Source organism: Kosakonia sp. YIM B13571 (assembly GCF_042788095.1).
Lineage (GTDB): Bacteria > Pseudomonadota > Gammaproteobacteria > Enterobacterales > Enterobacteriaceae > Kosakonia > Kosakonia quasisacchari.
In genome coordinates, this window is record NZ_JBHZPL010000003.1 from 412,820 (window position 1) to 433,412 (window position 20,593).

A 20,593-nucleotide genomic window follows, 5' to 3' on the forward strand; every position below is an offset into this window, starting at 1 on the left:
GGCCGGAGAGCATTTGCTTCCGGCCTTTCGCTTTAACTGGCGGGTTTCTTCATCATGCTGAAGATAAACAGCAGCGCCGCGCACAACACCACGGATGGGCCAGCGGGCGTGTCATAAAAGGCCGAAAATGTCAGTCCGCCAGTCACGGCGATCATCCCGATACCGACCGCGATGCCCGCCATTTGCTCCGGCGTACGAGCGAAGCGTCGCGCCGTCGCGGCAGGAATAATCAGCAGTGAGGTGATGATCAGCGCACCCACGAATTTCATGGCAACGCCAATGGTTAATGCGGTAATCAGCATCAGCAGCAGCTTCACTCGTTGAAGCTTAACGCCGTCAACAAATGCCAGCTCGGGGCTAATGGTCATAGACAGCAGATTGCGCCATTGCCAGAACAACATCCCCAGCACCACAACAACGCCCAGGGCGATCGCCACCAGGTCGCCTGGTGTCACTGCCAGTAAGTCCCCGAACAAATAGGCCATTAAATCGACACGGATATTTGACATCAGGCTGACAACAACCAGACCAAGCGATAGTGCGCTGTGCGCCATGATTCCCAGCAGAGTATCAATTGCCAGATGTGGCCGTTTTTCCAGCCACACCAGTCCGGCGGCCAGCAGCAACGTAACGGCGATCACTGCATAAAATGGGTTTACGTCCAGCAATAATCCGAAAGCGACACCCAACAGAGAAGCATGCGCGAGCGTATCGCCGAAATATGACATTCTCCGCCAGACGACAAATGAACCCAACGGGCCCGCCGCGCAGGCGAGCATAACCCCGGCAAGCCAGCCGGGCAGTAACAATTCAATCATGAGTGTCCATTACCCTGGCGCAGCACAATGCGGCCTTGTAAATCGTGGCGGTGGTTGTGATTGTGGCGATAAATTCCCAACTGTTCTGCACCACGCTGACCGAACATGGAGATAAATTCCGGGTGCATCGAAACCACTTCCGGCGTTCCGGAACAACAAATATGGTGATTCAGGCAGAGCACTTCATCAGTCTTTGCCATAACCAGATGCAGATCGTGAGACACCATCAGTACAGCGCAGTCCAGCTCTTTACGCAGCTGGTCTATCAGGTTGTACAGCGCCACTTGCCCATTGACATCAACGCCCTGGGTTGGCTCATCAAGAACCAGCAATTGCGGGCGATTAAGCAGAGCTCGCGCCAATAATACGCGCTGGGTTTCGCCGCCAGACAGTTTTTGCATTGGCGCATCGACCAGATGTGCAGCCTGCACACGTTTCAGCGCGGGAACAATATCGTCCTTACTTGTGCCCGGCCGGAGACGCATAAAACGGCCAACGGTGAGTGGCAAGGTAGCGTCAAGGTGTAACTTCTGCGGCACATATCCAATGTGCAGCGTTTTGTCACGCTTGATCAACCCGGAGTCGGGTGCTATCAGCCCAAGCACAACGCGCACCAGCGTTGATTTGCCCGCGCCATTAGGGCCCAGCAGGGTTAAAATTTTACCGGCGCGTAAATTCAGCGAAATATCAGACAGGACGCGCCGTTGGCCGAATGCGACGGTGACATTTTCGAGCGTTACAAGATTCGTCATAGCATTTATGGGGTTGCACAAGTTGTCGAATGTTATAATATCACATTCCACTTATTCATTACGATTAATAGTCGCATTATGTTACATAAAAATACGCTTCTTTGCGCAGCGTTATCCGCTGCGCTTCTCGGTGGGACAGCACAAACGGCTAACGCCGCAGTTGTAACGTCATTAAAGCCGCTGGGGTTTATCGCGTCAGCAATCGCCGATGGGGTGACGTCCACGGAAGTATTATTGCCGGACGGCGCATCAGAGCATGATTATTCCCTGCGTCCGTCGGATGTAAAACGCTTACAGAACGCGGACTTAGTATTTTGGGTCGGGCCTGAAATGGAAGCTTTTATGGTGCGTTCCGCGCAGCAAATCCCGGCGAAAAAATTAGTGACGATGGCGGAACTGGATGGCGTGAAAACGCTACTCATGAAGGGGTCGGAAGAAGATGAGCACGACCATGATGACGGACATCATCATGATGAAAAAAGTGACGAGCATCACCATCACGGTGAATACAACATGCATCTGTGGCTCTCCCCAGAAATTGCGCGGCTGTCGGCGGTTGCAATCCACGATAAATTAGTGGAAGTTATGCCGCAAAGTCGAGCCAAGCTGGACGCCAACCTGCAAGCATTTGAGGCATCATTAGCCCAGTCCGATAAACAGGTCGGTAACGAGCTGGCACCGCTGAAAGGGAAAGGGTATTTCGTTTTTCATGACGCCTACGGCTACTTTGAAAAACACTACGGACTGACTCCGCTGGGTCACTTTACCGTCAACCCCGAAATTCAGCCTGGTGCGCAGCGTTTACATGAAATCAGAACACAGTTGGTTGAGCAAAAAGCAACCTGCGTTTTTGCTGAGCCACAGTTCAGGCCAGCGGTCGTAGAAGCTGTTGCCAGGGGGACATCCGTTCGAATGGGAACGTTGGATCCGCTCGGTATCGGCATCAAGTTAGGCAAAGAGAGCTATCCGCAGTTCCTTGCCCAACTTTCACATCAGTATGCGAGCTGCCTGAAAGGAGAATAACGAGGAAGTGAATACGTGCAACAGATAGCCCGCTCTGTCGCCCTGGCATTTAATAATCTGCCCCGACCCCACCGCGTTATGCTGGGGTCGCTTACAGTTCTCACTCTCACGGTCGCCGTATGGCGCCCGTACGTTTACCACCCCCAATCCGAATCCGTTACACCCATTGTTAAAGCGATCGAGCTGCCGAAGAGTGAAATTCGTTCATTGCTGCCGGAAGCCAGCGAACCTATTGACCAAACTGCCTCGGATGATGATGTTGATGACATTCCGCAGGATGAACTTGACGAGAAAACAGCCAGTGAAGCCGGCGTACATGAATATGTGGTATCCACGGGCGATACGCTGAGCAGCATTCTTAACCAGTACGGTATTGATATGGGTGATATCAGCCAGCTTGCCGCTGCGGATAAAGAACTGCGTAACCTGAAAATCGGCCAGCAGATCTCCTGGACTCTCACCGCAGATGGCGATTTGCAGCGTTTGACCTGGGAAATGTCCCGCCGCGAGACCCGCACTTATGACCGCATTGATGGCGGCTTCAAAATGAGTAGCGAAACGCAGCAGGGCGATTGGGTAAACTCGGTGATGAAAGGGACTGTCGGTGGGAGTTTTGTTTCCAGCGCGCGCGACGCCGGGTTAACCAGCGCTGAAATCAGCGCGGTGATTAAAGCTATGCAGTGGCAGATGGATTTTCGCAAGCTGAAAAAAGGCGATGAATTCTCCGTTCTGATGTCGCGCGAAATGCTGGAAGGCAAGCAAGAGCAAAGCCAGTTGCTTGGTGTGCGTCTGCGTTCCGACGGTAAAGATTATTATGCAATCCGCGCGGAAGACGGTAAATTTTACGATCGCAACGGTACAGGCCTGGCAAAAGGGTTTTTGCGCTTCCCGACATCCAAGCAGTTCCGCGTCTCTTCGAATTTTGACCCCCGCCGTCTGAACCCTGTCACCGGTCGAGTTGCGCCACATAAAGGTGTTGATTTCGCGTTGCCACAAGGGACGCCTGTGCTTGCAGTCGGTGATGGCGAAGTAGTCGTGGCGAAACGCAGCGGGGCCGCAGGCAACTATGTCGCTATTCGTCACGGACGCACGTATACCACGCGTTATATGCACCTGCGCAAGCTGTTGGTAAAACCGGGGCAGAAAGTGAAACGTGGCGATCGTATTGCACTCTCCGGTAATACCGGGCGTTCTACCGGGCCGCACCTGCACTACGAAGTGTGGATCAACCAGCAAGCGGTTAACCCGTTAACGGCGAAACTGCCGAGAACCGAAGGATTAAGCGGTTCGGATCGCAAGGATTATCTGGCACAGGTTAAAGAAGTTTTACCCCAGTTAAAAGTCGACTGATTCGTTTAACAAATGTGCGTCCAAAGCCGATGCCTTAACCGCATCGGTTTTTTCTTTTGTGCGATGGATGGCGCCTCGCTACACTATCCCATTACTTTATGTGAACTGATTTCTCGCCTGCGGAAGATGCATGGAAACGAAAAAAAATACCGCTGAATATATTCCCGTGTTTGAAAAAGAATTTCGCTACCCGCGTTACTGGGGCGCGTGGCTTGGAGTGCTGGCTTTTGCTGGCGTAGCGCTGATCCCGCCGTCGGTGCGCGATCCTTTACTCGGTAAACTTGGGCGTCTGGTCGGAAAGTTTGGCAAAAGCGCGCGTCGCCGTGCGCAGATCAATCTCTACTACTGCTTCCCTGAAAAAAGCGATGCGGAAAGAGAGGCCATTATTGATGAGATGTTTGCCACTGCGCCACAAGCTATGGTTCTGATGGCGGAACTGGCGCTACGTGGCCCGGAAAAAGTCATGCCGCGTGTGGAATGGCAGGGGCAAGAAATTATTGATGAAATGCGCCGCAACGAAGAGAAGGTTATTTTCCTTGTTCCGCACGGGTGGGGCATTGATATCCCGGCGATGTTAATGGCATCACAAGGGCGAAACATAGCAGCGATGTTTCATAATCAGGGCAACAAAGTATTCGATTATGTATGGAATACCGTGCGATGTCGTTTTGGCGGGCGTTTACATGCGCGTAATGATGGCATCAAGCCTTTTATCCAGTCGATACGTCAGGGTTACTGGGGTTACTACCTGCCGGACCAGGATCACGGAGCGGAGCAAAGCGAGTTTGTTGATTTCTTTGCAACCTATAAAGCAACCCTGCCTGCTATTGGCCGGCTGATGAAAGTGTGTCGCGCGCGCGTGGTGCCGATGTTCCCAATTTATGATGCGAAAACACACCGGCTGATTATTCAGGTGCGTCCGCCGATGGATGACCTGCTCACCGCCGATGACAATACGATTGCCCGCCGTATGAACGAAGAAGTTGAAAAATTTGTTGGTCCGCATCCTGAGCAATACACCTGGATCCTCAAATTGCTAAAAACGCGGAAACCGGGTGAGACCGAGCCTTACAGGCGCAAAGATTTATTTGTGAAAAAGTAGCCTATAAAAAAGGCCTCTCAGTGAGAGGCCTTTTGCTTTTATAAACGCTTATTCAACGGTCAGAATACGCGTGGTATTCGTGGTACCGATGGTACTCATCACATCACCTTGAGTCACAATAACCAGGTCGCCGGACAGCAAATAGCCTTTATCACGCAGCAGGTTTACTGCGTCGTGAGCTGCTGTCACGCCGTCATTTACGCTGTCGAAATAGACCGGGGTGACGCCGCGATACAGGGCTGTCAGGTTGAGGGTACGTTCATGGCGAGAGAGGGCGAAAATCGGCAACCCCGAACTGATGCGCGAGGTCATCAGCGCGGTGCGACCCGATTCTGTCATTGAAATGATAGCGGTCACACCTTTCAGGTGGTTTGCCGCATACATAGCCGACATCGCAATCGCTTCTTCCACGTTGTCGAATTGAATATCCAGGCGGTGCTTGGAGACATTGATACTTGGAATTTTCTCCGCGCCCAGACATACACGCGCCATTGCAGCAACGGTTTCGGACGGATACTGACCTGCGGCAGTTTCGGCAGAGAGCATGACCGCATCGGTGCCGTCGAGCACAGCGTTGGCAACGTCCATTACTTCCGCGCGTGTTGGCATCGGGTTCGTGATCATCGATTCCATCATCTGCGTCGCGGTGATCACCGCACGGTTCAGTTGGCGCGCACGGCGGATCAGCGCTTTCTGGATACCAACCAGTTCCGGGTCACCGATTTCAACACCGAGATCGCCGCGGGCGACCATCACAACGTCGGAAGCAAGGATCACGTCATCCATCGCATCCTGGCTGCATACTGCTTCCGCACGTTCAACTTTTGCCACGATTTTGGCATCACAACCGGCATCGCGCGCCAGACGGCGAGCATAGTTAAGATCTTCACCGCAGCGCGGGAAGGATACGGCCAGGTAGTCAACGCCAATCAATGCAGCTGTTACGATATCCGCTTTGTCTTTTTCAGTCAGCGCTTCAGCAGAAAGGCCGCCACCCAGCTTGTTAATACCTTTGTTGTTAGATAGCGGGCCACCGACGGTCACTTCGGTAAACACTTTCATGCCCTGAACTTCCAGCACTTTCAGCTGTACGCGACCATCGTCCAGCAGCAGGATATCGCCCGGAACAACATCGGCAGGCAAACCTTTATAATCAATGCCCACTTTCTCCTTGTCGCCTTCACCTTTACCGAGGTTGGCATCAAGCAGGAATTTATCCCCGATGTTCAGGAAAACTTTGCCTTCCTTAAAGGTGGAAACACGAATTTTTGGCCCTTGTAGATCGCCAAGGATAGCAACATGACGTCCCAGTTTTGCCGCAATCTCACGCACCTTATCCGCACGTAATTTATGATCTTCAGGTGTTCCGTGTGAGAAGTTCATACGTACCACGTTAGCACCTGCAGCGATCACCTTTTCAAGGTTGTTATCGCGGTCAGTAGCCGGGCCTAAGGTGGTTACGATTTTGGTTCTGCGAAGCCTTCTGGACATGTAATACTCCGTTGACTGAAACAACTTGGTGTTGCGTGAACATAAATCCGGTCATTTGGCGCCCTGCTGTGAAGGGCGATGCGTCAGATCGGACAGCGTAAGAGGTTACCGCTTTTTTATTAACTATTAGTGGTTATCGCTTTTAATAAGCAGCTCTTTATCAAAGCGCGATTCTTTCAGTGCTTCTTTGACTCGCTTCAAGTTATCCCTGAATTTTGCTCCCCGACGCAGTGTGAAACCTGTTGCCAGCACGTCAATGACCGTGAGTTGCGCAAGACGAGAAACCATTGGCATATAAATATCTGTATCTTCCGGAACATCCAGAGTGATAGCAAGCGTTGCCTCACGCGCCAGCGGCGTGCCTGCAGACGTAAGGGCTATCACCATGGCATCGTTTTCACGCGCCAGTTGCGCAAGTTCCACTAAATTCTTGGTTCTTCCGGTATGTGAAATCAACACAACCACGTCATCGTCGCTACAATTCATACAGCTCATGCGCTGCAGCACTATGTCGTCGGAGTAGACCACCGGCACATTAAAGCGGAAAAATTTGTTCATGGCATCGTGCGCAACGGCGGCAGAAGAACCGAGACCAAAGAAGGCAATTTTTTTTGCCTGCGTCAGTAAATCTACGGCGCGGTTTACCGCTGCCATATCCAGTGACTGACGCACATGGTCGAGACTGGCCATTGCGGATTCGAAGATTTTACCGGTATAGGCTTCAACGCTGTCATCTTCATCAACATTTCGATTAACATAGGGCGTGCCATTGGCGAGGCTTTGCGCCAGATGCAGTTTGAAATCGGGGAAGCCTCGGGTATCAAGGCTGCGGCAGAAACGGTTGACGGTTGGTTCGCTGACATCCGCTTCTTGCGCAAGTGCGGCAATGCTCGAGTGAATGGCCTGGTCCGGCGCGGCGAGGATCACTTCCGCCACTTTACGCTCGGATTTGCTAAGGTGTTCCAGTCGAGACTGGATTTTTTCCAGCATATTCATGGGTGATAAACGCTCATGGTAAAACGATTACACCGATAGATGGAATCGTGATGCGATTTAGCTAGATATTACCCCTGCGGCACGCAGAAAGGTAAGTCGTGATGAGAAATGTTGTTGTTTTTTTTCATTACATGATCAGAGTCGGATTTTACCGGATGTAAATTGGGCAAATATCCCGCTTTATCAGGGCGAAAGAACAGTTTTTTCGTCACAACAGAATAACGCACGTCCTGACAAGGCTTAACAGTTTCGGGAATTACGTAAAAGCAGTACAGTGCACTGTAATAAAATTACAACTGAGGCCTGGCTGAAGCTCCAGGATAGCCAACTGAGGAGAAAGACATGGCGGTAATACAAACAGCCCAGGCGTGTGACCTGGTCATTTTCGGCGCTAAGGGCGACCTTGCCCGCCGGAAATTGCTGCCTTCCCTGTACCAACTGGAAAAAGCGGGCCAGATTCACCCAGAGACACGAATTCTGGGCGTGGGTCGCGCTGATTGGGATAAGGAAGCGTATACCAAGGTTGTTCGCGAAGCGCTTGAAACCTTTATGAAGGAAAAGATCGACGAGAGCCTGTGGGACAAGCTGAGTGGGCGTCTGGATTTTTGCAATCTGGATGTCAACGATACCACGGCATTCAAACGTCTTGGCGAGATGCTGGATCAAAAAAACCGCACCACCATCAACTACTTTGCCATGCCGCCGAGCACCTTTGGCGCAATCTGCAAAGGCCTGGGTGAAGCGAAACTGAACGCCAAACCCGCGCGCGTGGTGATGGAAAAACCGCTGGGTACTTCGCTTGCGACATCGCGAGAAATCAATGACCAGGTGGGCGAATTTTTCGAAGAGTGCCAGGTTTATCGTATCGACCACTACCTCGGTAAAGAGACGGTACTCAACCTGCTGGCGCTGCGTTTTGCTAACTCTCTTTTCGTCAATAACTGGGACAATCGCACCATCGATCACGTTGAAATTACTGTGGCGGAAGAAGTGGGCATTGAAGGGCGCTGGGGCTATTTCGACCAGGCCGGGCAGATGCGCGATATGATCCAGAACCACCTGCTGCAAATTCTGTGCATGATTGCCATGTCGCCGCCGTCCGATCTGAGCGCAGACAGCATTCGTGACGAGAAAGTAAAAGTATTGAAGTCGCTACGCCGTATTGATCGCACGAATGTGCGTGAGAAAACCGTACGTGGCCAGTACAGCGCCGGTTTCGCCCAAGGTAAAAAAGTGCCGGGCTATCTGGAAGAAGAGGGCGCGAATAAGACCAGCAATACCGAAACGTTCGTTGCTATCCGTGTCGACATCGATAACTGGCGTTGGGCGGGTGTACCGTTCTACCTGCGCACCGGTAAGCGTCTGCCGACCAAATGTTCTGAAGTGGTTGTTTACTTTAAAACACCGGAACTGAATCTGTTCAAAGAGTCCTGGCAAGATCTGCCGCAGAACAAGCTGACTATTCGCCTGCAGCCGGACGAAGGGGTGGATATCCAGGTGCTGAACAAAGTGCCGGGTCTCGATCACAAGCACAATCTGCAAATCACCAAGCTGGATCTGAGCTATTCCGAAACGTTCAATCAGACGCATCTGGCAGATGCTTATGAGCGTCTGTTGCTGGAAACGATGCGCGGCATTCAGGCGCTGTTTGTTCGCCGTGATGAAGTTGAAGAAGCCTGGAAATGGGTGGATTCCATCACGGAAGCCTGGGCGGCGGATAACGACTCGCCGAAGCCTTACCAGGCGGGAACCTGGGGGCCAGTGGCCTCGGTGGCGATGATCACCCGTGATGGCCGTTCCTGGAACGAGTTTGAGTAATTAGCCAACAGTTAGCGTTGCGCAATTTTACCGGTAACATGATCTAACTCAGCTATCCGAACAATTTTTCATCTTTCAAGCCCCGACTGGATTCACCAGCGGGGCTTTTTTTATTACACTGGCTGAAGCGATTTTGCCTATGGGGCGCGGCGCTCTGGTGTTTTCAGCTTGTTACGCAAAGCTAATCACACTGTTAACGCGGCCTCCCGGACAGATAAATTTCAGGAGCCTTTATGAACCCTACAATGTTACGCGTAACAAATCGAATTATTGAACGTTCGCGCGAAACCCGCTCAGCCTATCTGGCGCGTATTGAACAAGCGAAAAGCGACACCGTACGCCGTTCAACTCTCGCCTGCGGTAACCTGGCGCATGGCTTTGCCGCGTGCCAACCCGACGATAAAGCTTCCCTCAAAAGCATGTTGCGCAACAACATAGCGATCATCACGTCTTATAACGACATGCTCTCTGCGCACCAGCCTTACGAGGTGTATCCGGATATCATCCGTAAAGCGCTGCATTCCGTGAATGCCGTGGGCCAGGTGGCGGGCGGTGTTCCGGCCATGTGCGATGGTGTAACGCAAGGCCAGGACGGGATGGAATTGTCTTTACTGAGCCGCGAAGTGATTGCCATGTCTGCCGCGGTCGGCCTGTCGCACAATATGTTTGATGGCGCGTTGTATCTGGGCGTGTGTGACAAAATCGTCCCAGGACTGGCGATGGCGGCATTGTCATTTGGCCACCTGCCTGCTGTATTTGTGCCATCAGGCCCAATGGCAAGCGGCCTGGCAAACAAAGAGAAAGTGCGTATTCGCCAGCTTTATGCTGAGGGTAAAGTTGATCGTATTGCACTGCTTGAGTCTGAAGCCGCATCCTATCATGCTCCAGGCACCTGTACGTTTTATGGCACCGCCAACACCAACCAGATGGTGATTGAGTTCATGGGCATGCAATTGCCCGGTTCCTCATTTGTGCATCCGGATGCGCCGTTGCGCAAAGCGTTGACGGAAGCTGCTGCTCGCCAGGTGACGCGTCTTACTGGCAACGGCAACGAATGGATGCCGCTTGGCAAAATGATTGATGAAAAAGTGGTGGTTAACGGTATCGTTTCGCTGCTGGCGACCGGGGGGTCTACAAACCATACCATGCACCTGGTGGCGATGGCGCGGGCGGCGGGCATCATCATTAACTGGGATGATTTCTCCGATCTCTCTGATGTCGTTCCTTTGCTGGCGCGCCTCTACCCGAATGGCCCGGCAGATATTAACCACTTCCAGGCAGCAGGTGGTGTGCCGGTATTACTGCGCGAGCTATTAAAAGGTGGCCTGCTGCATGAAGATGTTAATACCGTGGCAGGCTTTGGTCTGACGCGTTATACCCACGAGCCGTGGCTCAACGATGGTGAACTGGACTGGCGTGATGGCGCAGCCGTGTCGCTGGATGACAACGTGATCGCCAGCATTGATAAACCGTTCTCTAAACATGGCGGCACCAAAGTGCTGAGCGGCAACCTCGGACGTGCGGTAATGAAAACCTCCGCCGTACCGGTAGAAAACCAGGTGATTGAAGCGCCAGCGGTGATTTTTGAAAGTCAGCATGACGTGCTGCCCGCTTTTGAAGCAGGGCTGCTGGATCGCGATTGTGTGGTTGTTGTTCGTCATCAAGGGCCAAAAGCGAACGGTATGCCAGAATTACATAAACTCATGCCGCCACTTGGTGTATTATTGGACCGCCGTTTCAAAATTGCATTAGTTACTGATGGACGGCTGTCAGGGGCATCAGGTAAAGTGCCGTCGGCAATTCACGTTACGCCAGAAGCATATGATGGCGGGTTGCTGGCAAAAGTGCATGATGGCGACATGATTCGGGTTAACGGGCAGACCGGCGAATTAACGCTGCTGGTTGATGACAACGTTCTTGCCGCACGTCAGCCACATATTCCTGACCTTAGCGCGATGCGCGTGGGCACAGGGCGCGAAATGTTTGGTGCACTGCGGGAGAAACTTTCCGGTGCGGAGCAGGGCGCGACCTGTATCACTTTTTAAGACGACAAGATTTTAGTTCTGGCGAGAGAAAAACACTGATGAAAAACTGGAAAACGAGTGCAGAAGCAATCCTGAAAACGGGTCCGGTAGTGCCGGTAATCGTAGTGAACAAACTTGAGCACGCCGTACCGATGGCGAAAGCGTTGGTTGCGGGCGGTGTTCGCGTTCTGGAAGTGACTCTGCGTACGGCTTGCGCTATCGACGCTATTCGCGCTATTGCGAAGGAAGTACCAGACGCGATTATCGGTGCTGGTACCGTGCTGAATCCGCAGCAACTGGCAGAAGTGACCGCTGCTGGCGCACAGTTCGCTATTAGCCCAGGCCTGACCGAGCCGCTGCTGAAAGCCGCGACCGAAGGCACTATCCCGCTGATCCCGGGTATTAGCACCGTTTCTGAACTGATGCTGGGTATGGACTACGGTCTGAAAGAGTTTAAATTCTTCCCGGCGGAAGCTAATGGCGGCACCAAAGCGCTGCAGGCCATTGCAGGTCCGTTCTCTCAGGTACGTTTCTGCCCGACTGGAGGTATTTCTCCGGCTAACTACCGTGATTACCTGGCGCTGAAAAGCGTGCTGTGCATTGGTGGTTCCTGGCTGGTGCCAGCCGATGCGCTGGAAGCAGGCGATTACGATCGCATCACTACACTGGCTCGCGAAGCGGTTGAAGGCGCGAAACAGTAATTTTTTTGGCGGGCGTTAAGTCCGCCAGATAAAAAGCCCGGTAGTATAATACTGACCGGGCTTTTTTTATGGTTTTGATTCGTCCTGGGCTACGGACATCAAAAGATGTGATTCCGTTTATTGCCCCCGGATTTAGCTCTCAAGGGGGCGGCAAATGCTTCTTTGAGAGCTGTGTAGGCCTTCAGGAAACAATCAATGTCGCCTGTTGGGAGAGGCTGATTTTTATCCGCTGACTTTCACCGCCGCGGCAGCTGCAACTGCGTATTCCACCGCTTTTTCAACGTTATCTGCCACAGCCAGCGCGACGCCCATACGGCGAGAACCCTCAATTTCCGGCTTGCCAAACAGACGCAACTGCACACCCGCACCTACGGCGTTGTGCACGTTGTCAAAGGTGACATTCTGGCTGGTCAGGCGCGGCAGGATCACCGCAGAAGCGGACGGGCCATACTGGCGAATCGCACCAATTGGCATGCCGAGAAAAGCGCGGACATGCAGGGCAAACTCGGAAAGATCCTGCGAAATCAATGTCACCATACCGGTATCGTGCGGGCGTGGAGAGACTTCGCTGAAGATGACGTCATCGCCGCAAACAAAAAGCTCAACGCCAAACAGGCCGTATCCGCCAAGCGCCAGCACCACTTTACTGGCGATCGCTTGCGAGCGCTCCAGCGCCAGAGGCGACATCTGCTGCGGTTGCCAGGATTCGCGATAATCGCCATCTTCCTGGCGATGGCCGACCGGTGCGCAGAAATGAACGCCGTCAACGGCGCTGATGGTCAGCAGCGTGATTTCAAAATCAAAGTTGACCACGCCTTCAACAATCACCCGCCCGGCGCCTGCTCGGCCGCCTTGTTGGGCATATTCCCATGCTTTCGCTAATTGATCGGCGCTTTTAATAAAGCTCTGACCTTTACCGGAAGAACTCATTACCGGTTTTACGATACAGGGCAAACCTATCTCCGCGACGGCTTGCTGAAATGCGGCTTCACTGTCGGCAAAGCGATAGCTGGAAGTAGGCAACTGTAACTCTTCAGCCGCCAGACGGCGGATACCTTCACGATTCATCGTCAGTTTGGTGGCGCGCGCGCAGGGAACAACATGTTGACCCTGCGCTTCCAGCCCAATCAGCGTATCCGTGGCGATAGCTTCGATTTCCGGCACGATAAAGTGAGGTTTTTCCTGTACAACCAGCGCCTTTAACGCCTCGCCATCGAGCATATTGATGACGTGAGAGCGATGCGCGACGTGCATCGCGGGGGCATCGGGATAGCGATCAACAGCAATCACTTCAATACCCAGACGCTGGCATTCGATCGCAACTTCCTTGCCCAGTTCGCCAGAGCCTAATAACATCACGCGTGTTGCTGCAGGTCGCAGCGCAGTTCCTAAAAGAGTCATAGCATCGTACCGTGAGAAAAAATTTGCGCGCAGTATAAACGAAAACGTTTGCGTCTGTCTTTTATCACTTGCGGTGGTTTTTTCATCGCGCTACTATACTGTATAAATACACAGTTAAATGAGGCTGCATCATGGCGGTAGAAGTTAAATACGTTGTTATTCGTGAAGGTGAGGAAAAAATGTCTTTTGCCAGCAAAAAGGAAGCCGATGCTTACGATAAAATGCTCGACCTGGCCGAAGTTCTCGGCGATTGGCTTGCAACAGGGCCGGTAGATCTGGAAGACAATGCACGCGACCAGATGGCGCTGTGGCTTGCCGAGCAAAAAGAGGCGCTTAACGGCATCCTGAAGTCAGGCAAATTACCAGGCACTGAAGCTGAAGACGCGGCAGCACCGGCCGACTCTTCTGATTCGGATGCGGCTGAAGCTGTTGATATCAAAACTGCAGCGAAGCGCGTAAAAGTCGCCTGATCTTGCACTGCCAGCAATTTGTACCATGCTTTGAAGGGGTAAAAACCAGGAGATAAGCATGAAAATAGCAGGAGTTTTCACCGGTCTGCTTTTGCTGGCAGGCAGCATGACGGTGCATGCCGCCACGGATAAATCGGTTAAATTTCCCTCGTGCGAGGGGCTCAAGGCAGACGGCATTGCCGCGAGTGTTAAGCGGGATTATTTGCAGAACCGCATTGTCCGATGGGCTGATGATCAAAAGAGACTGGGGCAGGCCGATCCGGTCGCCTGGATCAATCCGAAAGAAATCACCGGCAAGGATGATAAATGGGTTGTGCCGTTAGCCGTAAGAGGGAAAAGCACGGACCTTCACTATCGCGTAGTCATCGATTGTAAAGGTGGAACCGCAGAGTATCAGCCGCAATCATAACATCGCATTTTCCCAATCTTTCCAGATATAGACACTTCCTGACATCCCCCTCGCTTACTCTGTGCTCACAACTGTCATGGTAAGCGAGGGTTCTATGAGCTGGTTAAATCAACTGCAGTCGTTGCTTGGTCAAAAAAACGATACACAAACGCCGTCTTCAGGTGGACAGGGGCTCAACAATTTGTTGGTGCCGGGCGCATTAGGTGGCCTGGCGGGGCTGCTGGTCGCCAGTAAATCATCGCGTAAACTGCTCGCGAAGTATGGCACCGGTGCTTTGCTGGTGGGCGGAGGAGCCGTTGCGGGTAGCGTGTTGTGGAATAAGTACAAGGATCGCATCCGGGATGCGCATCAAAGCGAGCCACAATTTGGCCAGCAAAATACGCCTCTGGATGTACGTACTGAGCGGCTGATCCTGGCGCTGGTGTTCGCCGCCAAAAGCGACGGACACATTGATGATAAAGAACGCGCGGCGATAGAACAGCAATTGCGTGACGCGGGCGTGGAAGCGCAAGGGCAGCAACTGGTGTCGAATGCTATAGACCAGCCGCTGGACCCCGCGCGTCTGGCGCAGGGAGTGCAAAACGAAGAAGAAGCGCTGGAAGTTTACTTCCTCAGCTGCGCCGTTATCGATATTGATCATTTTATGGAACGCAGCTATCTGAACGCGCTGGGCGAGGCGTTAAAAATTCCGCAAGATGTGCGAGAAGATATCGAGGCGGATCTCAAAAAGCAGAAATTAGCGCTTAGCTCATGATCTAAATTACGTTTCGCTTGCATCGCGCGTGGGTTTTGCCACCCTTATAGGTATGTAAAACCAAATAAGAATTGTGCTATGTCGCCGAAAGCAAAAAAAATCCCGCACGCCATGACGATGCATGGTGATACGCGTATCGACAACTATTACTGGCTGCGGGACGATACGCGCTCGCAGCAAGATGTTCTGGATTATCTCCATCAAGAAAATGATTACGGGCGTGAAGTGATGGCCTCACAGCAAGCGTTGCAAGACAACGTGCTGGAGGAAATTATCTCGCGTATACCTCAGCGCGAAGTCTCCGCGCCTTACATCAAAAATGGCTACCGTTACCGGCACATCTACGAGCCTGGAAGCGAATATGCGATTTATCAACGTCAGTCTGTTCTCAGCTCTGAGTGGGATGAGTGGTCGGTGTTACTGGATGCCAACCAGCGCGCGTCACACAGTGAGTTCTACACCCTTGGTGGCATGGAGATTTCGCCGGACAACACGATTATGGCGATTGCGGAAGATTATCTTTCCCGCAGGCAATATGGTCTGCGCTTTCGCAATCTGGAGACGGGCAACTGGTATCCGGAAATGCTGGATAATGTCTCGCCAGAATTTGTCTGGGTTAACGATTCAGAAACGCTCTACTACGTGCGCAAACATGCCACAACATTACTGCCGTACCAGGTCTGGCGACACACCATAGGCACGCCTTCACAACAGGATGAATTGGTCTATGAAGAGCAGGACGAAACCTTTTATGTTGGTCTGAGTAAAACCACATCTCAGCACTACATTACGATTCATCTTGCCAGCGCGACCACCAGTGAAGTTCTCCTGCTTGATGCAGAACTGCCGGATGCTCAGCCGCTGCGTTTTCTGCCAAGGCGCAAAGATCACGAATATAGCCTTGATCACTACCAGCACACCTTTTATTTGCGATCCAATCGGGATGGTAAGAACTTCGGCTTGTATCGCACCAAAGTGCGCGATGAACGGCGCTGGGAAGTGCTGATCCCGGCGCGCGAACAGGTGATGCTAGAAGGGTTTACGCTGTTTACTGATTGGCTGGTTGTGGAAGAACGGCAGCGTGGCTTAACCAGTTTGCGCCAGATCAATCGTAAAACCCGGGAAGTTATCGGTATTGCGTTTGATGATCCTGCCTACGTCACCTGGCTTGCTTACAACCCGGAACCGGAAACATCCCGCCTGCGTTATGGCTACTCATCAATGACCATGCCAGATACGTTATTTGAACTGGATATGGATACCGGAGAACGGCGGGTTCTAAAACAAATGGACGTGGCGGGTTTTGATTCCGGTGATTATCGCAGCGAGCATTTATGGATCCACGCCAGAGATGGTGTCGAAGTGCCGGTGTCGCTGGTTTATAACCATAAACATTTCCGCAAGGGAGAGAACCCGTTGCTGGTTTATGGTTATGGTTCTTACGGCGCCAGTATGGATGCAGATTTTAGCAGCAGTCGGCTCAGCTTGCTTGATCGTGGGTTTGTCTGCGCTATCGCGCATATTCGCGGCGGTGGTGAATTGGGCCATTCCTGGTATGAGGACGGAAAGTTCCTCAACAAAAAAAACAGCTTTAATGATTTTATCGATGTCACCGACAACTTGCTGGCGCAGGGTTACGGCTCGCCATTGTTCTGCTACGGCATGGGGGGGAGTGCGGGCGGATTACTCATGGGCGCGGTAATCAACCAACGTCCATCGCTGTTCCACGGTGTCATTGCCCAGGTACCGTTTGTCGATGCCTTGACCACAATGCTTGATGAGTCCATCCCATTGACCACCGGAGAATTTGAAGAGTGGGGCAATCCGCAGGACGAAACCTATTATCACTACATTAAAAGTTATAGTCCTTACGACAACATTGGGGCACATGCCTATCCACATATGCTGGTAACGACCGGTCTGCACGATTCGCAGGTACAATACTGGGAGCCTGCAAAATGGGTCGCGAAACTGCGTGAATATAAAACCGATGATAATTTGCTGTTGTTATGCACGGATATGGATTCCGGACACGGTGGGAAATCCGGCCGGTTTAAATCCTATGAAGGCGTTGCGCTGGAATATGCATTTTTAATCGCCTTAGCGCAGGGAACACTGCCTGGAAAGGAAGCACATTACTCCTCGCCCAGGTAGTGTTTTAACGTTAATCGCAGTTCAGGGCTCATCCGATCAAGGTTGTTAAACAGCCAGCGCAGATAACCCGGATCGCGATCGGCGATTTCAGAGACAGCTTTACCCCGGTATTTACCAAACGTAAACGTCGTCAGCAACGCGGGGCGTCCGGTTACCGTGGCCATCTGATCGGGTGTCCAGCCGGACACCTGCATAATATCGATTAACAGCGCAGCGGTGATGTAGCAATCATATAACGCACGGTGGTGATGCAACCCGGCAGGTGTTTGAACGCTCAGTTTGCGGGATTTATACAGCGCCATATTGCTGTATTTAATGCCGGGCCACAGGCGGCGTGCCATTTTCATGGTGCAAATCCATTCTCCTGGCATTTCAGGCAGCACCCGGCGGTCAAAACTGGCATTGTGCGCCACATACCAGTCGCTCCCGTAATAGTGCGGTACGATCTCCTCAATCCACGGCTGATGAGCGACCATCGCTTCGGTGATATGGTGTATCGCCATGGCCTGCGGACTGATTGGTCTGTCCGGGCGAACCAGATGGCTCATGGGGTTGACGATCTGTCCGTCGACAACATCAACGGAGGCAATTTCAACAATGCCTCCTTGCAAATCGCAGGTTTCGGTATCGATAACGCGTAACATGCCTGGCTCCCTTATTTTACTTTGGGCTCGTAAGGCAGGCGGGAGAGCGACACAGAGGCCAGACGGTGGGCTATCAACCGCTCTCTAAACCAGTTTCGCAGATGTTCCGGTTGCTCGCGTTCAACGGCTTCGGCAATCACCGGCATGTTGTAACGCTCTTTAAATGCGACACCAGCCGCAGCAAGGTCAACGTTGACCTTGTCCATCTCTTGTTGTTCGAGCTGCGCAAGATTGGTAATCATAATTTTCTCCTGGGTTCACGCGGCAAAAGTTACTAAGCCTGTCGCAGAAAGACAAGCGCGCCGACGATGCGACTCGACGCGATTATTGTACAGCGTTATTCTTTGTGTCATATGCATAACTAAAAGGAATGAACACTATGCCTGTTGCAACCTGTCGCCACTGGCGAGCCATCGTATTGATTGTCAGCCTGTTCGCTACGCCTGCTGTTCTGGCGCATGCCCATCTTAAAGGCCAGTACCCGGCCGCAAATGCTGCCGTTACCGCAGCGCCACAAGCGTTAACACTGAATTTCTCTGAAGGCATTGAGCCTAAATTTAGTGGCATCACGGTGACCAACGCACAGCAGCAAATTATCAAGACTGGCGTGGTAAAGCGCAATGAGAATGACAAAACGCAGATGATCGTTCCGCTGGAAGAGCCGCTGCTGCCGGGAAACTATACCGTTAACTGGCATGTCGTTTCAGTTGATGGGCATAAAACCAGCGGCCAGTACGCTTTTTCTGTGAAGTGACTGATGTTGGCAGCGGCGTTGGTTGGATTAAGATTTGTGCATTTTGCAGCCCTGATGTTGGTTTTAGGCTGCACGTTATTTAGCGTGTGGCTCGCGTCGGGTAGCTTGCAACGACTCCTTGCGCAACGCTTTCTCTTTTGGCAACGAGGGTGTTTGTGGCTTGCCGCAGTAAGCGCAGCAGCAATGTTTACGGTGCAGGGTGGAGTAATGGGCGACGGCTGGCAGGATGTGGCGCGTCCGGAAATCTGGCTGGTAGTTGCTGGCACACAAACCGGGGCCGTGCTGGCGTGGCAAGTTATTGTTGCGTTTCTGGCGCTTGTTGTCGTGCTTATGCAACCGTTACAGCAACGTAAAATACTGCTATTGGTGATTCTGCAGTTTGTACTGGCCGCAGGAATAGGGCATGCCGCGATGCGAGAAGGCGCGATGGGCGTCGTACAGCGGAGTAATCATGCATTGCATTTGTTATGTGCCGCGATGTGGCTGGGCGGGTTGGCGCCAGTATTATTCTGCATGAAGCTCGCTCGCGGTCCCTGGCGTGCAGCAGCGATTGCCGCCATGATGCGTTTTTCCTGGTACGGCCATTTCGCCGTCGCGGGCGTCATCCTCACTGGCGTTGTCAATACGCTCTTAATCCAGGGGTTGGTCTGGCCATGGCAGAGCCACTGGGGGCAAGTACTATTGTTGAAATGTGCGCTTGTGGCGTTGATGGTGGTAATTGCCGTTATGAATCGGTATGTTTTGGTGCCGCAACTGAACCTCAGAAACGACACTGCTCAGCAACGTTTTATCGCGTTGACATGGGCCGAAGTAGGGCTGGGCGCACTGGTGCTGGCGGCAGTAAGTTTGTTTGCAACATGGGAACCTTTTTGAATGAACCTGGCGGGAAAAATGAAGAAGAGTTTATTAGTTCTGTTAATGCTGGCATGTTCAGGTACGGCACTGGCTTCGCCGCAGGTCATTACGGTAAGCCGCTTTGAGATTGGCAAAGACAAATGGGCATTTAACCGTGAAGAAGTGATGCTGACGTGCCGGCCAGGCCATGCATTATATGCCATCAACCCCAGCACGCTGGTGCAATACCCGTTGAATGACGTTGCTGAAAAAGAAGTTGCCAGCGGTAAGACCATCGCCCAGCCAATTAGCATCATTCAGATCGATAATCCTGGCAAACCGGGTGAAAAAATGAGCCTCGCGCCTTTTATTACGCGAGCTGAGACGCTTTGTTAAAATCCAGCGTTAATCCTCTGATCCACAATAAAAAAACCGCAAGCCTGAATAAACAAGCCTTGCGGTTTTTGCATTTTATAAGCGTGACGGTAACCCAATTTTTCTGACCACTTTTGTCGCGGACTGGAAAACCTGACGCCGTCATCTATTCTTAAAGTGCAAGGCGACTTAGCCTGCATTAATGCCAACTTTTAGCGCACGGCTCTCTCCCAAGAGCCATTTCCCTGGACCGAATACAGGAATCGTATTCGGTCTTTTTTTATCTCTGAGTTATGCAGGTTTCTTTATTTCGTCCTGAAAATTCCCAAAACCATACATCGCCACAAACCATAACATATTCTGCACCGCGTGCGTCCAGGTATTTTTGGGTCGTTATGGGGATTTTCATCGCAATAAAGGGCGTGAGCATGAGCTGTTACTATGCTTAAGCTTGAAAAAAACAGCTGGCATCCGGGAGAAATTTAACCATATCGGGCAACTATCTTTTTGTATTTTTCTGGCGAGTTTTCAGCGTTTTCTTAATGCGTTTCAAAGGAGTAACCCCATTCCGTTTCACCAGGCATTGCTGCACCAAACGTTTACAGAATTTAATAATATCCTCGTTGTCTTTTCTGACCTCAAATTGCGCAGTAGTGAAGTCAATCTGAGACAAGTGGATTTACTGCTACCGGGTTATAAGGCCATGATAAGGATCAGCTTAAT

20 protein-coding genes are annotated in these 20,593 nt (G+C 52.0%); 13 read left to right on the plus strand and 7 right to left on the minus strand.

Features of this window, described 5'->3' with window-relative positions:
* Nucleotides 1–32: 32 nt before the first annotated feature.
* Nucleotides 33–818, minus strand: coding sequence for a zinc ABC transporter permease subunit ZnuB (gene znuB, locus ACFX4O_RS10415; RefSeq protein ID WP_131409562.1), 786 nt, complete (start codon nt 816–818; stop codon nt 33–35).
* Complete coding sequence (znuC, locus tag ACFX4O_RS10420; RefSeq protein WP_380208548.1) at nt 815–1,570, minus strand: zinc ABC transporter ATP-binding protein ZnuC; 756 nt, start codon at nt 1,568–1,570, stop codon at nt 815–817. Before znuC ends, znuB begins: the two co-directional genes overlap by 4 nt.
* Before the next feature lie 78 nt (nt 1,571–1,648).
* Here znuC and znuA point away from each other — a divergent pair, with 78 nt between their 5' ends.
* The 3 genes from znuA to lpxM all read left to right on the plus strand — a co-directional run bounded on the left by znuA (nt 1,649) and on the right by lpxM (nt 5,045).
* On the plus strand, nt 1,649–2,593 hold the full coding sequence (gene znuA, locus ACFX4O_RS10425) for a zinc ABC transporter substrate-binding protein ZnuA (protein ID WP_380208857.1): 945 nt from the start codon (nt 1,649–1,651) through the stop codon (nt 2,591–2,593).
* Between the two features lie 15 nt (nt 2,594–2,608).
* On the plus strand, nt 2,609–3,943 hold the full coding sequence (mepM, locus tag ACFX4O_RS10430; RefSeq protein WP_380208550.1) for a murein DD-endopeptidase MepM: 1,335 nt from the start codon (nt 2,609–2,611) through the stop codon (nt 3,941–3,943).
* Nucleotides 3,944–4,073: 130 nt separating this feature from the next.
* On the plus strand, nt 4,074–5,045 hold the full coding sequence (lpxM, locus tag ACFX4O_RS10435) for a lauroyl-Kdo(2)-lipid IV(A) myristoyltransferase (RefSeq protein WP_131409568.1): 972 nt from the start codon (nt 4,074–4,076) through the stop codon (nt 5,043–5,045).
* A gap of 48 nt (nt 5,046–5,093) precedes the next feature.
* Here the strand turns inward: lpxM and pyk are convergent, their stop codons facing one another.
* Together pyk and ACFX4O_RS10445 are read right to left on the minus strand one after the other, a co-directional pair.
* The gene (gene pyk / locus ACFX4O_RS10440; RefSeq protein WP_131409570.1) at nt 5,094–6,536 is read right to left on the minus strand and encodes a pyruvate kinase; all 1,443 of its coding nucleotides are present in this window, start codon (nt 6,534–6,536) and stop codon (nt 5,094–5,096) included.
* A 126-nt stretch (nt 6,537–6,662) separates the two neighbouring features.
* Nucleotides 6,663–7,532 (minus strand): MurR/RpiR family transcriptional regulator, encoded by an 870-nt coding sequence (locus tag ACFX4O_RS10445; protein WP_017456940.1) that lies wholly within the window; start codon nt 7,530–7,532, stop codon nt 6,663–6,665.
* 342 nt (nt 7,533–7,874) lie between these two features.
* Between ACFX4O_RS10445 and zwf the strand changes: the two genes are divergently transcribed.
* From zwf to kdgA, 3 genes are all read left to right on the plus strand, one after another.
* The gene (zwf, locus tag ACFX4O_RS10450; protein ID WP_131409572.1) at nt 7,875–9,350 is read left to right on the plus strand and encodes a glucose-6-phosphate dehydrogenase; all 1,476 of its coding nucleotides are present in this window, start codon (nt 7,875–7,877) and stop codon (nt 9,348–9,350) included.
* A 233-nt stretch (nt 9,351–9,583) separates the two neighbouring features.
* Nucleotides 9,584–11,395, plus strand: coding sequence for a phosphogluconate dehydratase (gene edd / locus ACFX4O_RS10455; RefSeq protein WP_380208553.1), 1,812 nt, complete (start codon nt 9,584–9,586; stop codon nt 11,393–11,395).
* 38 nt (nt 11,396–11,433) lie between these two features.
* Complete coding sequence (gene kdgA, locus ACFX4O_RS10460; RefSeq protein WP_380208555.1) at nt 11,434–12,075, plus strand: bifunctional 4-hydroxy-2-oxoglutarate aldolase/2-dehydro-3-deoxy-phosphogluconate aldolase; 642 nt, start codon at nt 11,434–11,436, stop codon at nt 12,073–12,075.
* Between the two features lie 222 nt (nt 12,076–12,297).
* On the opposite strand, the gene purT is transcribed toward kdgA, so the two are convergent.
* On the minus strand, nt 12,298–13,476 hold the full coding sequence (purT, locus tag ACFX4O_RS10465; protein WP_380208557.1) for a formate-dependent phosphoribosylglycinamide formyltransferase: 1,179 nt from the start codon (nt 13,474–13,476) through the stop codon (nt 12,298–12,300).
* A 131-nt stretch (nt 13,477–13,607) separates the two neighbouring features.
* Between purT and ACFX4O_RS10470 the strand changes: the two genes are divergently transcribed.
* From ACFX4O_RS10470 to ptrB, 4 genes are all read left to right on the plus strand, one after another.
* Nucleotides 13,608–13,946: a YebG family protein gene (locus ACFX4O_RS10470; protein ID WP_380208559.1), complete on the plus strand. Its 339-nt coding sequence runs from the start codon at nt 13,608–13,610 to the stop codon at nt 13,944–13,946.
* A gap of 58 nt (nt 13,947–14,004) precedes the next feature.
* On the plus strand, nt 14,005–14,355 hold the full coding sequence (yebF, locus tag ACFX4O_RS10475; protein WP_380208561.1) for a protein YebF: 351 nt from the start codon (nt 14,005–14,007) through the stop codon (nt 14,353–14,355).
* Between the two features lie 94 nt (nt 14,356–14,449).
* Complete coding sequence (locus ACFX4O_RS10480; RefSeq protein ID WP_380208563.1) at nt 14,450–15,109, plus strand: tellurite resistance TerB family protein; 660 nt, start codon at nt 14,450–14,452, stop codon at nt 15,107–15,109.
* Nucleotides 15,110–15,187: 78 nt separating this feature from the next.
* Nucleotides 15,188–17,263, plus strand: a complete 2,076-nt coding sequence (gene ptrB, locus ACFX4O_RS10485; RefSeq protein WP_380208565.1) for an oligopeptidase B — start codon at nt 15,188–15,190, stop codon at nt 17,261–17,263.
* Here the strand turns inward: ptrB and exoX are convergent.
* Nucleotides 17,245–17,907 carry an exodeoxyribonuclease X gene (gene exoX / locus ACFX4O_RS10490; protein WP_131409586.1) on the minus strand — a complete coding sequence of 221 codons (663 nt, stop codon included), beginning with the start codon at nt 17,905–17,907 and terminating at the stop codon, nt 17,245–17,247. The two genes, ptrB and exoX, sit on opposite strands and share 19 nt — an antisense overlap.
* Before the next feature lie 11 nt (nt 17,908–17,918).
* Nucleotides 17,919–18,149, minus strand: a complete 231-nt coding sequence (locus tag ACFX4O_RS10495) for a DNA polymerase III subunit theta (RefSeq protein WP_017456949.1) — start codon at nt 18,147–18,149, stop codon at nt 17,919–17,921.
* 137 nt (nt 18,150–18,286) lie between these two features.
* On the opposite strand from ACFX4O_RS10495, the gene yobA reads away from it, so the two are divergent.
* From yobA to ACFX4O_RS10510, 3 genes are read left to right on the plus strand one after another with little or no spacing between them, the layout of a single operon-like run.
* A complete protein-coding gene (yobA, locus tag ACFX4O_RS10500) occupies nt 18,287–18,661 on the plus strand; it encodes a CopC domain-containing protein YobA (RefSeq protein ID WP_380208568.1) in 375 nt (124 codons plus the stop codon).
* Between the two features lie 3 nt (nt 18,662–18,664).
* A complete protein-coding gene (gene copD, locus ACFX4O_RS10505; protein ID WP_380208570.1) occupies nt 18,665–19,534 on the plus strand; it encodes a copper homeostasis membrane protein CopD in 870 nt (289 codons plus the stop codon).
* An 18-nt stretch (nt 19,535–19,552) separates the two neighbouring features.
* On the plus strand, nt 19,553–19,891 hold the full coding sequence (locus ACFX4O_RS10510) for a YebY family protein (RefSeq protein WP_380208572.1): 339 nt from the start codon (nt 19,553–19,555) through the stop codon (nt 19,889–19,891).
* Nucleotides 19,892–20,593 lie beyond the last annotated feature (702 nt).

Bases quoted from the DNA above. Each gene is read 5' to 3' on its own strand.
- exoX (WP_131409586.1), bottom strand. From the start codon at position 17,907: ATGTTACGCGTTATCGATACCGAAACCTGCGATTTGCAAGGAGGCATT.
- znuA (WP_380208857.1), top strand. From the start codon at position 1,649: ATGTTACATAAAAATACGCTTCTTTGCGCAGCGTTATCCGCTGCGCTT.
- kdgA (WP_380208555.1), top strand. From the start codon at position 11,434: ATGAAAAACTGGAAAACGAGTGCAGAAGCAATCCTGAAAACGGGTCCG.
- ACFX4O_RS10510 (WP_380208572.1), top strand. From the start codon at position 19,553: ATGAAGAAGAGTTTATTAGTTCTGTTAATGCTGGCATGTTCAGGTACG.
- copD (WP_380208570.1), top strand. From the start codon at position 18,665: ATGTTGGCAGCGGCGTTGGTTGGATTAAGATTTGTGCATTTTGCAGCC.
- yobA (WP_380208568.1), top strand. From the start codon at position 18,287: ATGCCTGTTGCAACCTGTCGCCACTGGCGAGCCATCGTATTGATTGTC.
- pyk (WP_131409570.1), bottom strand. From the start codon at position 6,536: ATGTCCAGAAGGCTTCGCAGAACCAAAATCGTAACCACCTTAGGCCCG.
- ACFX4O_RS10445 (WP_017456940.1), bottom strand. From the start codon at position 7,532: ATGAATATGCTGGAAAAAATCCAGTCTCGACTGGAACACCTTAGCAAA.
- purT (WP_380208557.1), bottom strand. From the start codon at position 13,476: ATGACTCTTTTAGGAACTGCGCTGCGACCTGCAGCAACACGCGTGATG.
- ptrB (WP_380208565.1), top strand. From the start codon at position 15,188: ATGTCGCCGAAAGCAAAAAAAATCCCGCACGCCATGACGATGCATGGT.
- ACFX4O_RS10495 (WP_017456949.1), bottom strand. From the start codon at position 18,149: ATGATTACCAATCTTGCGCAGCTCGAACAACAAGAGATGGACAAGGTC.
- znuC (WP_380208548.1), bottom strand. From the start codon at position 1,570: ATGACGAATCTTGTAACGCTCGAAAATGTCACCGTCGCATTCGGCCAA.
- yebF (WP_380208561.1), top strand. From the start codon at position 14,005: ATGAAAATAGCAGGAGTTTTCACCGGTCTGCTTTTGCTGGCAGGCAGC.
- znuB (WP_131409562.1), bottom strand. From the start codon at position 818: ATGATTGAATTGTTACTGCCCGGCTGGCTTGCCGGGGTTATGCTCGCC.
- zwf (WP_131409572.1), top strand. From the start codon at position 7,875: ATGGCGGTAATACAAACAGCCCAGGCGTGTGACCTGGTCATTTTCGGC.
- lpxM (WP_131409568.1), top strand. From the start codon at position 4,074: ATGGAAACGAAAAAAAATACCGCTGAATATATTCCCGTGTTTGAAAAA.
- ACFX4O_RS10470 (WP_380208559.1), top strand. From the start codon at position 13,608: ATGGCGGTAGAAGTTAAATACGTTGTTATTCGTGAAGGTGAGGAAAAA.
- edd (WP_380208553.1), top strand. From the start codon at position 9,584: ATGAACCCTACAATGTTACGCGTAACAAATCGAATTATTGAACGTTCG.
- ACFX4O_RS10480 (WP_380208563.1), top strand. From the start codon at position 14,450: ATGAGCTGGTTAAATCAACTGCAGTCGTTGCTTGGTCAAAAAAACGAT.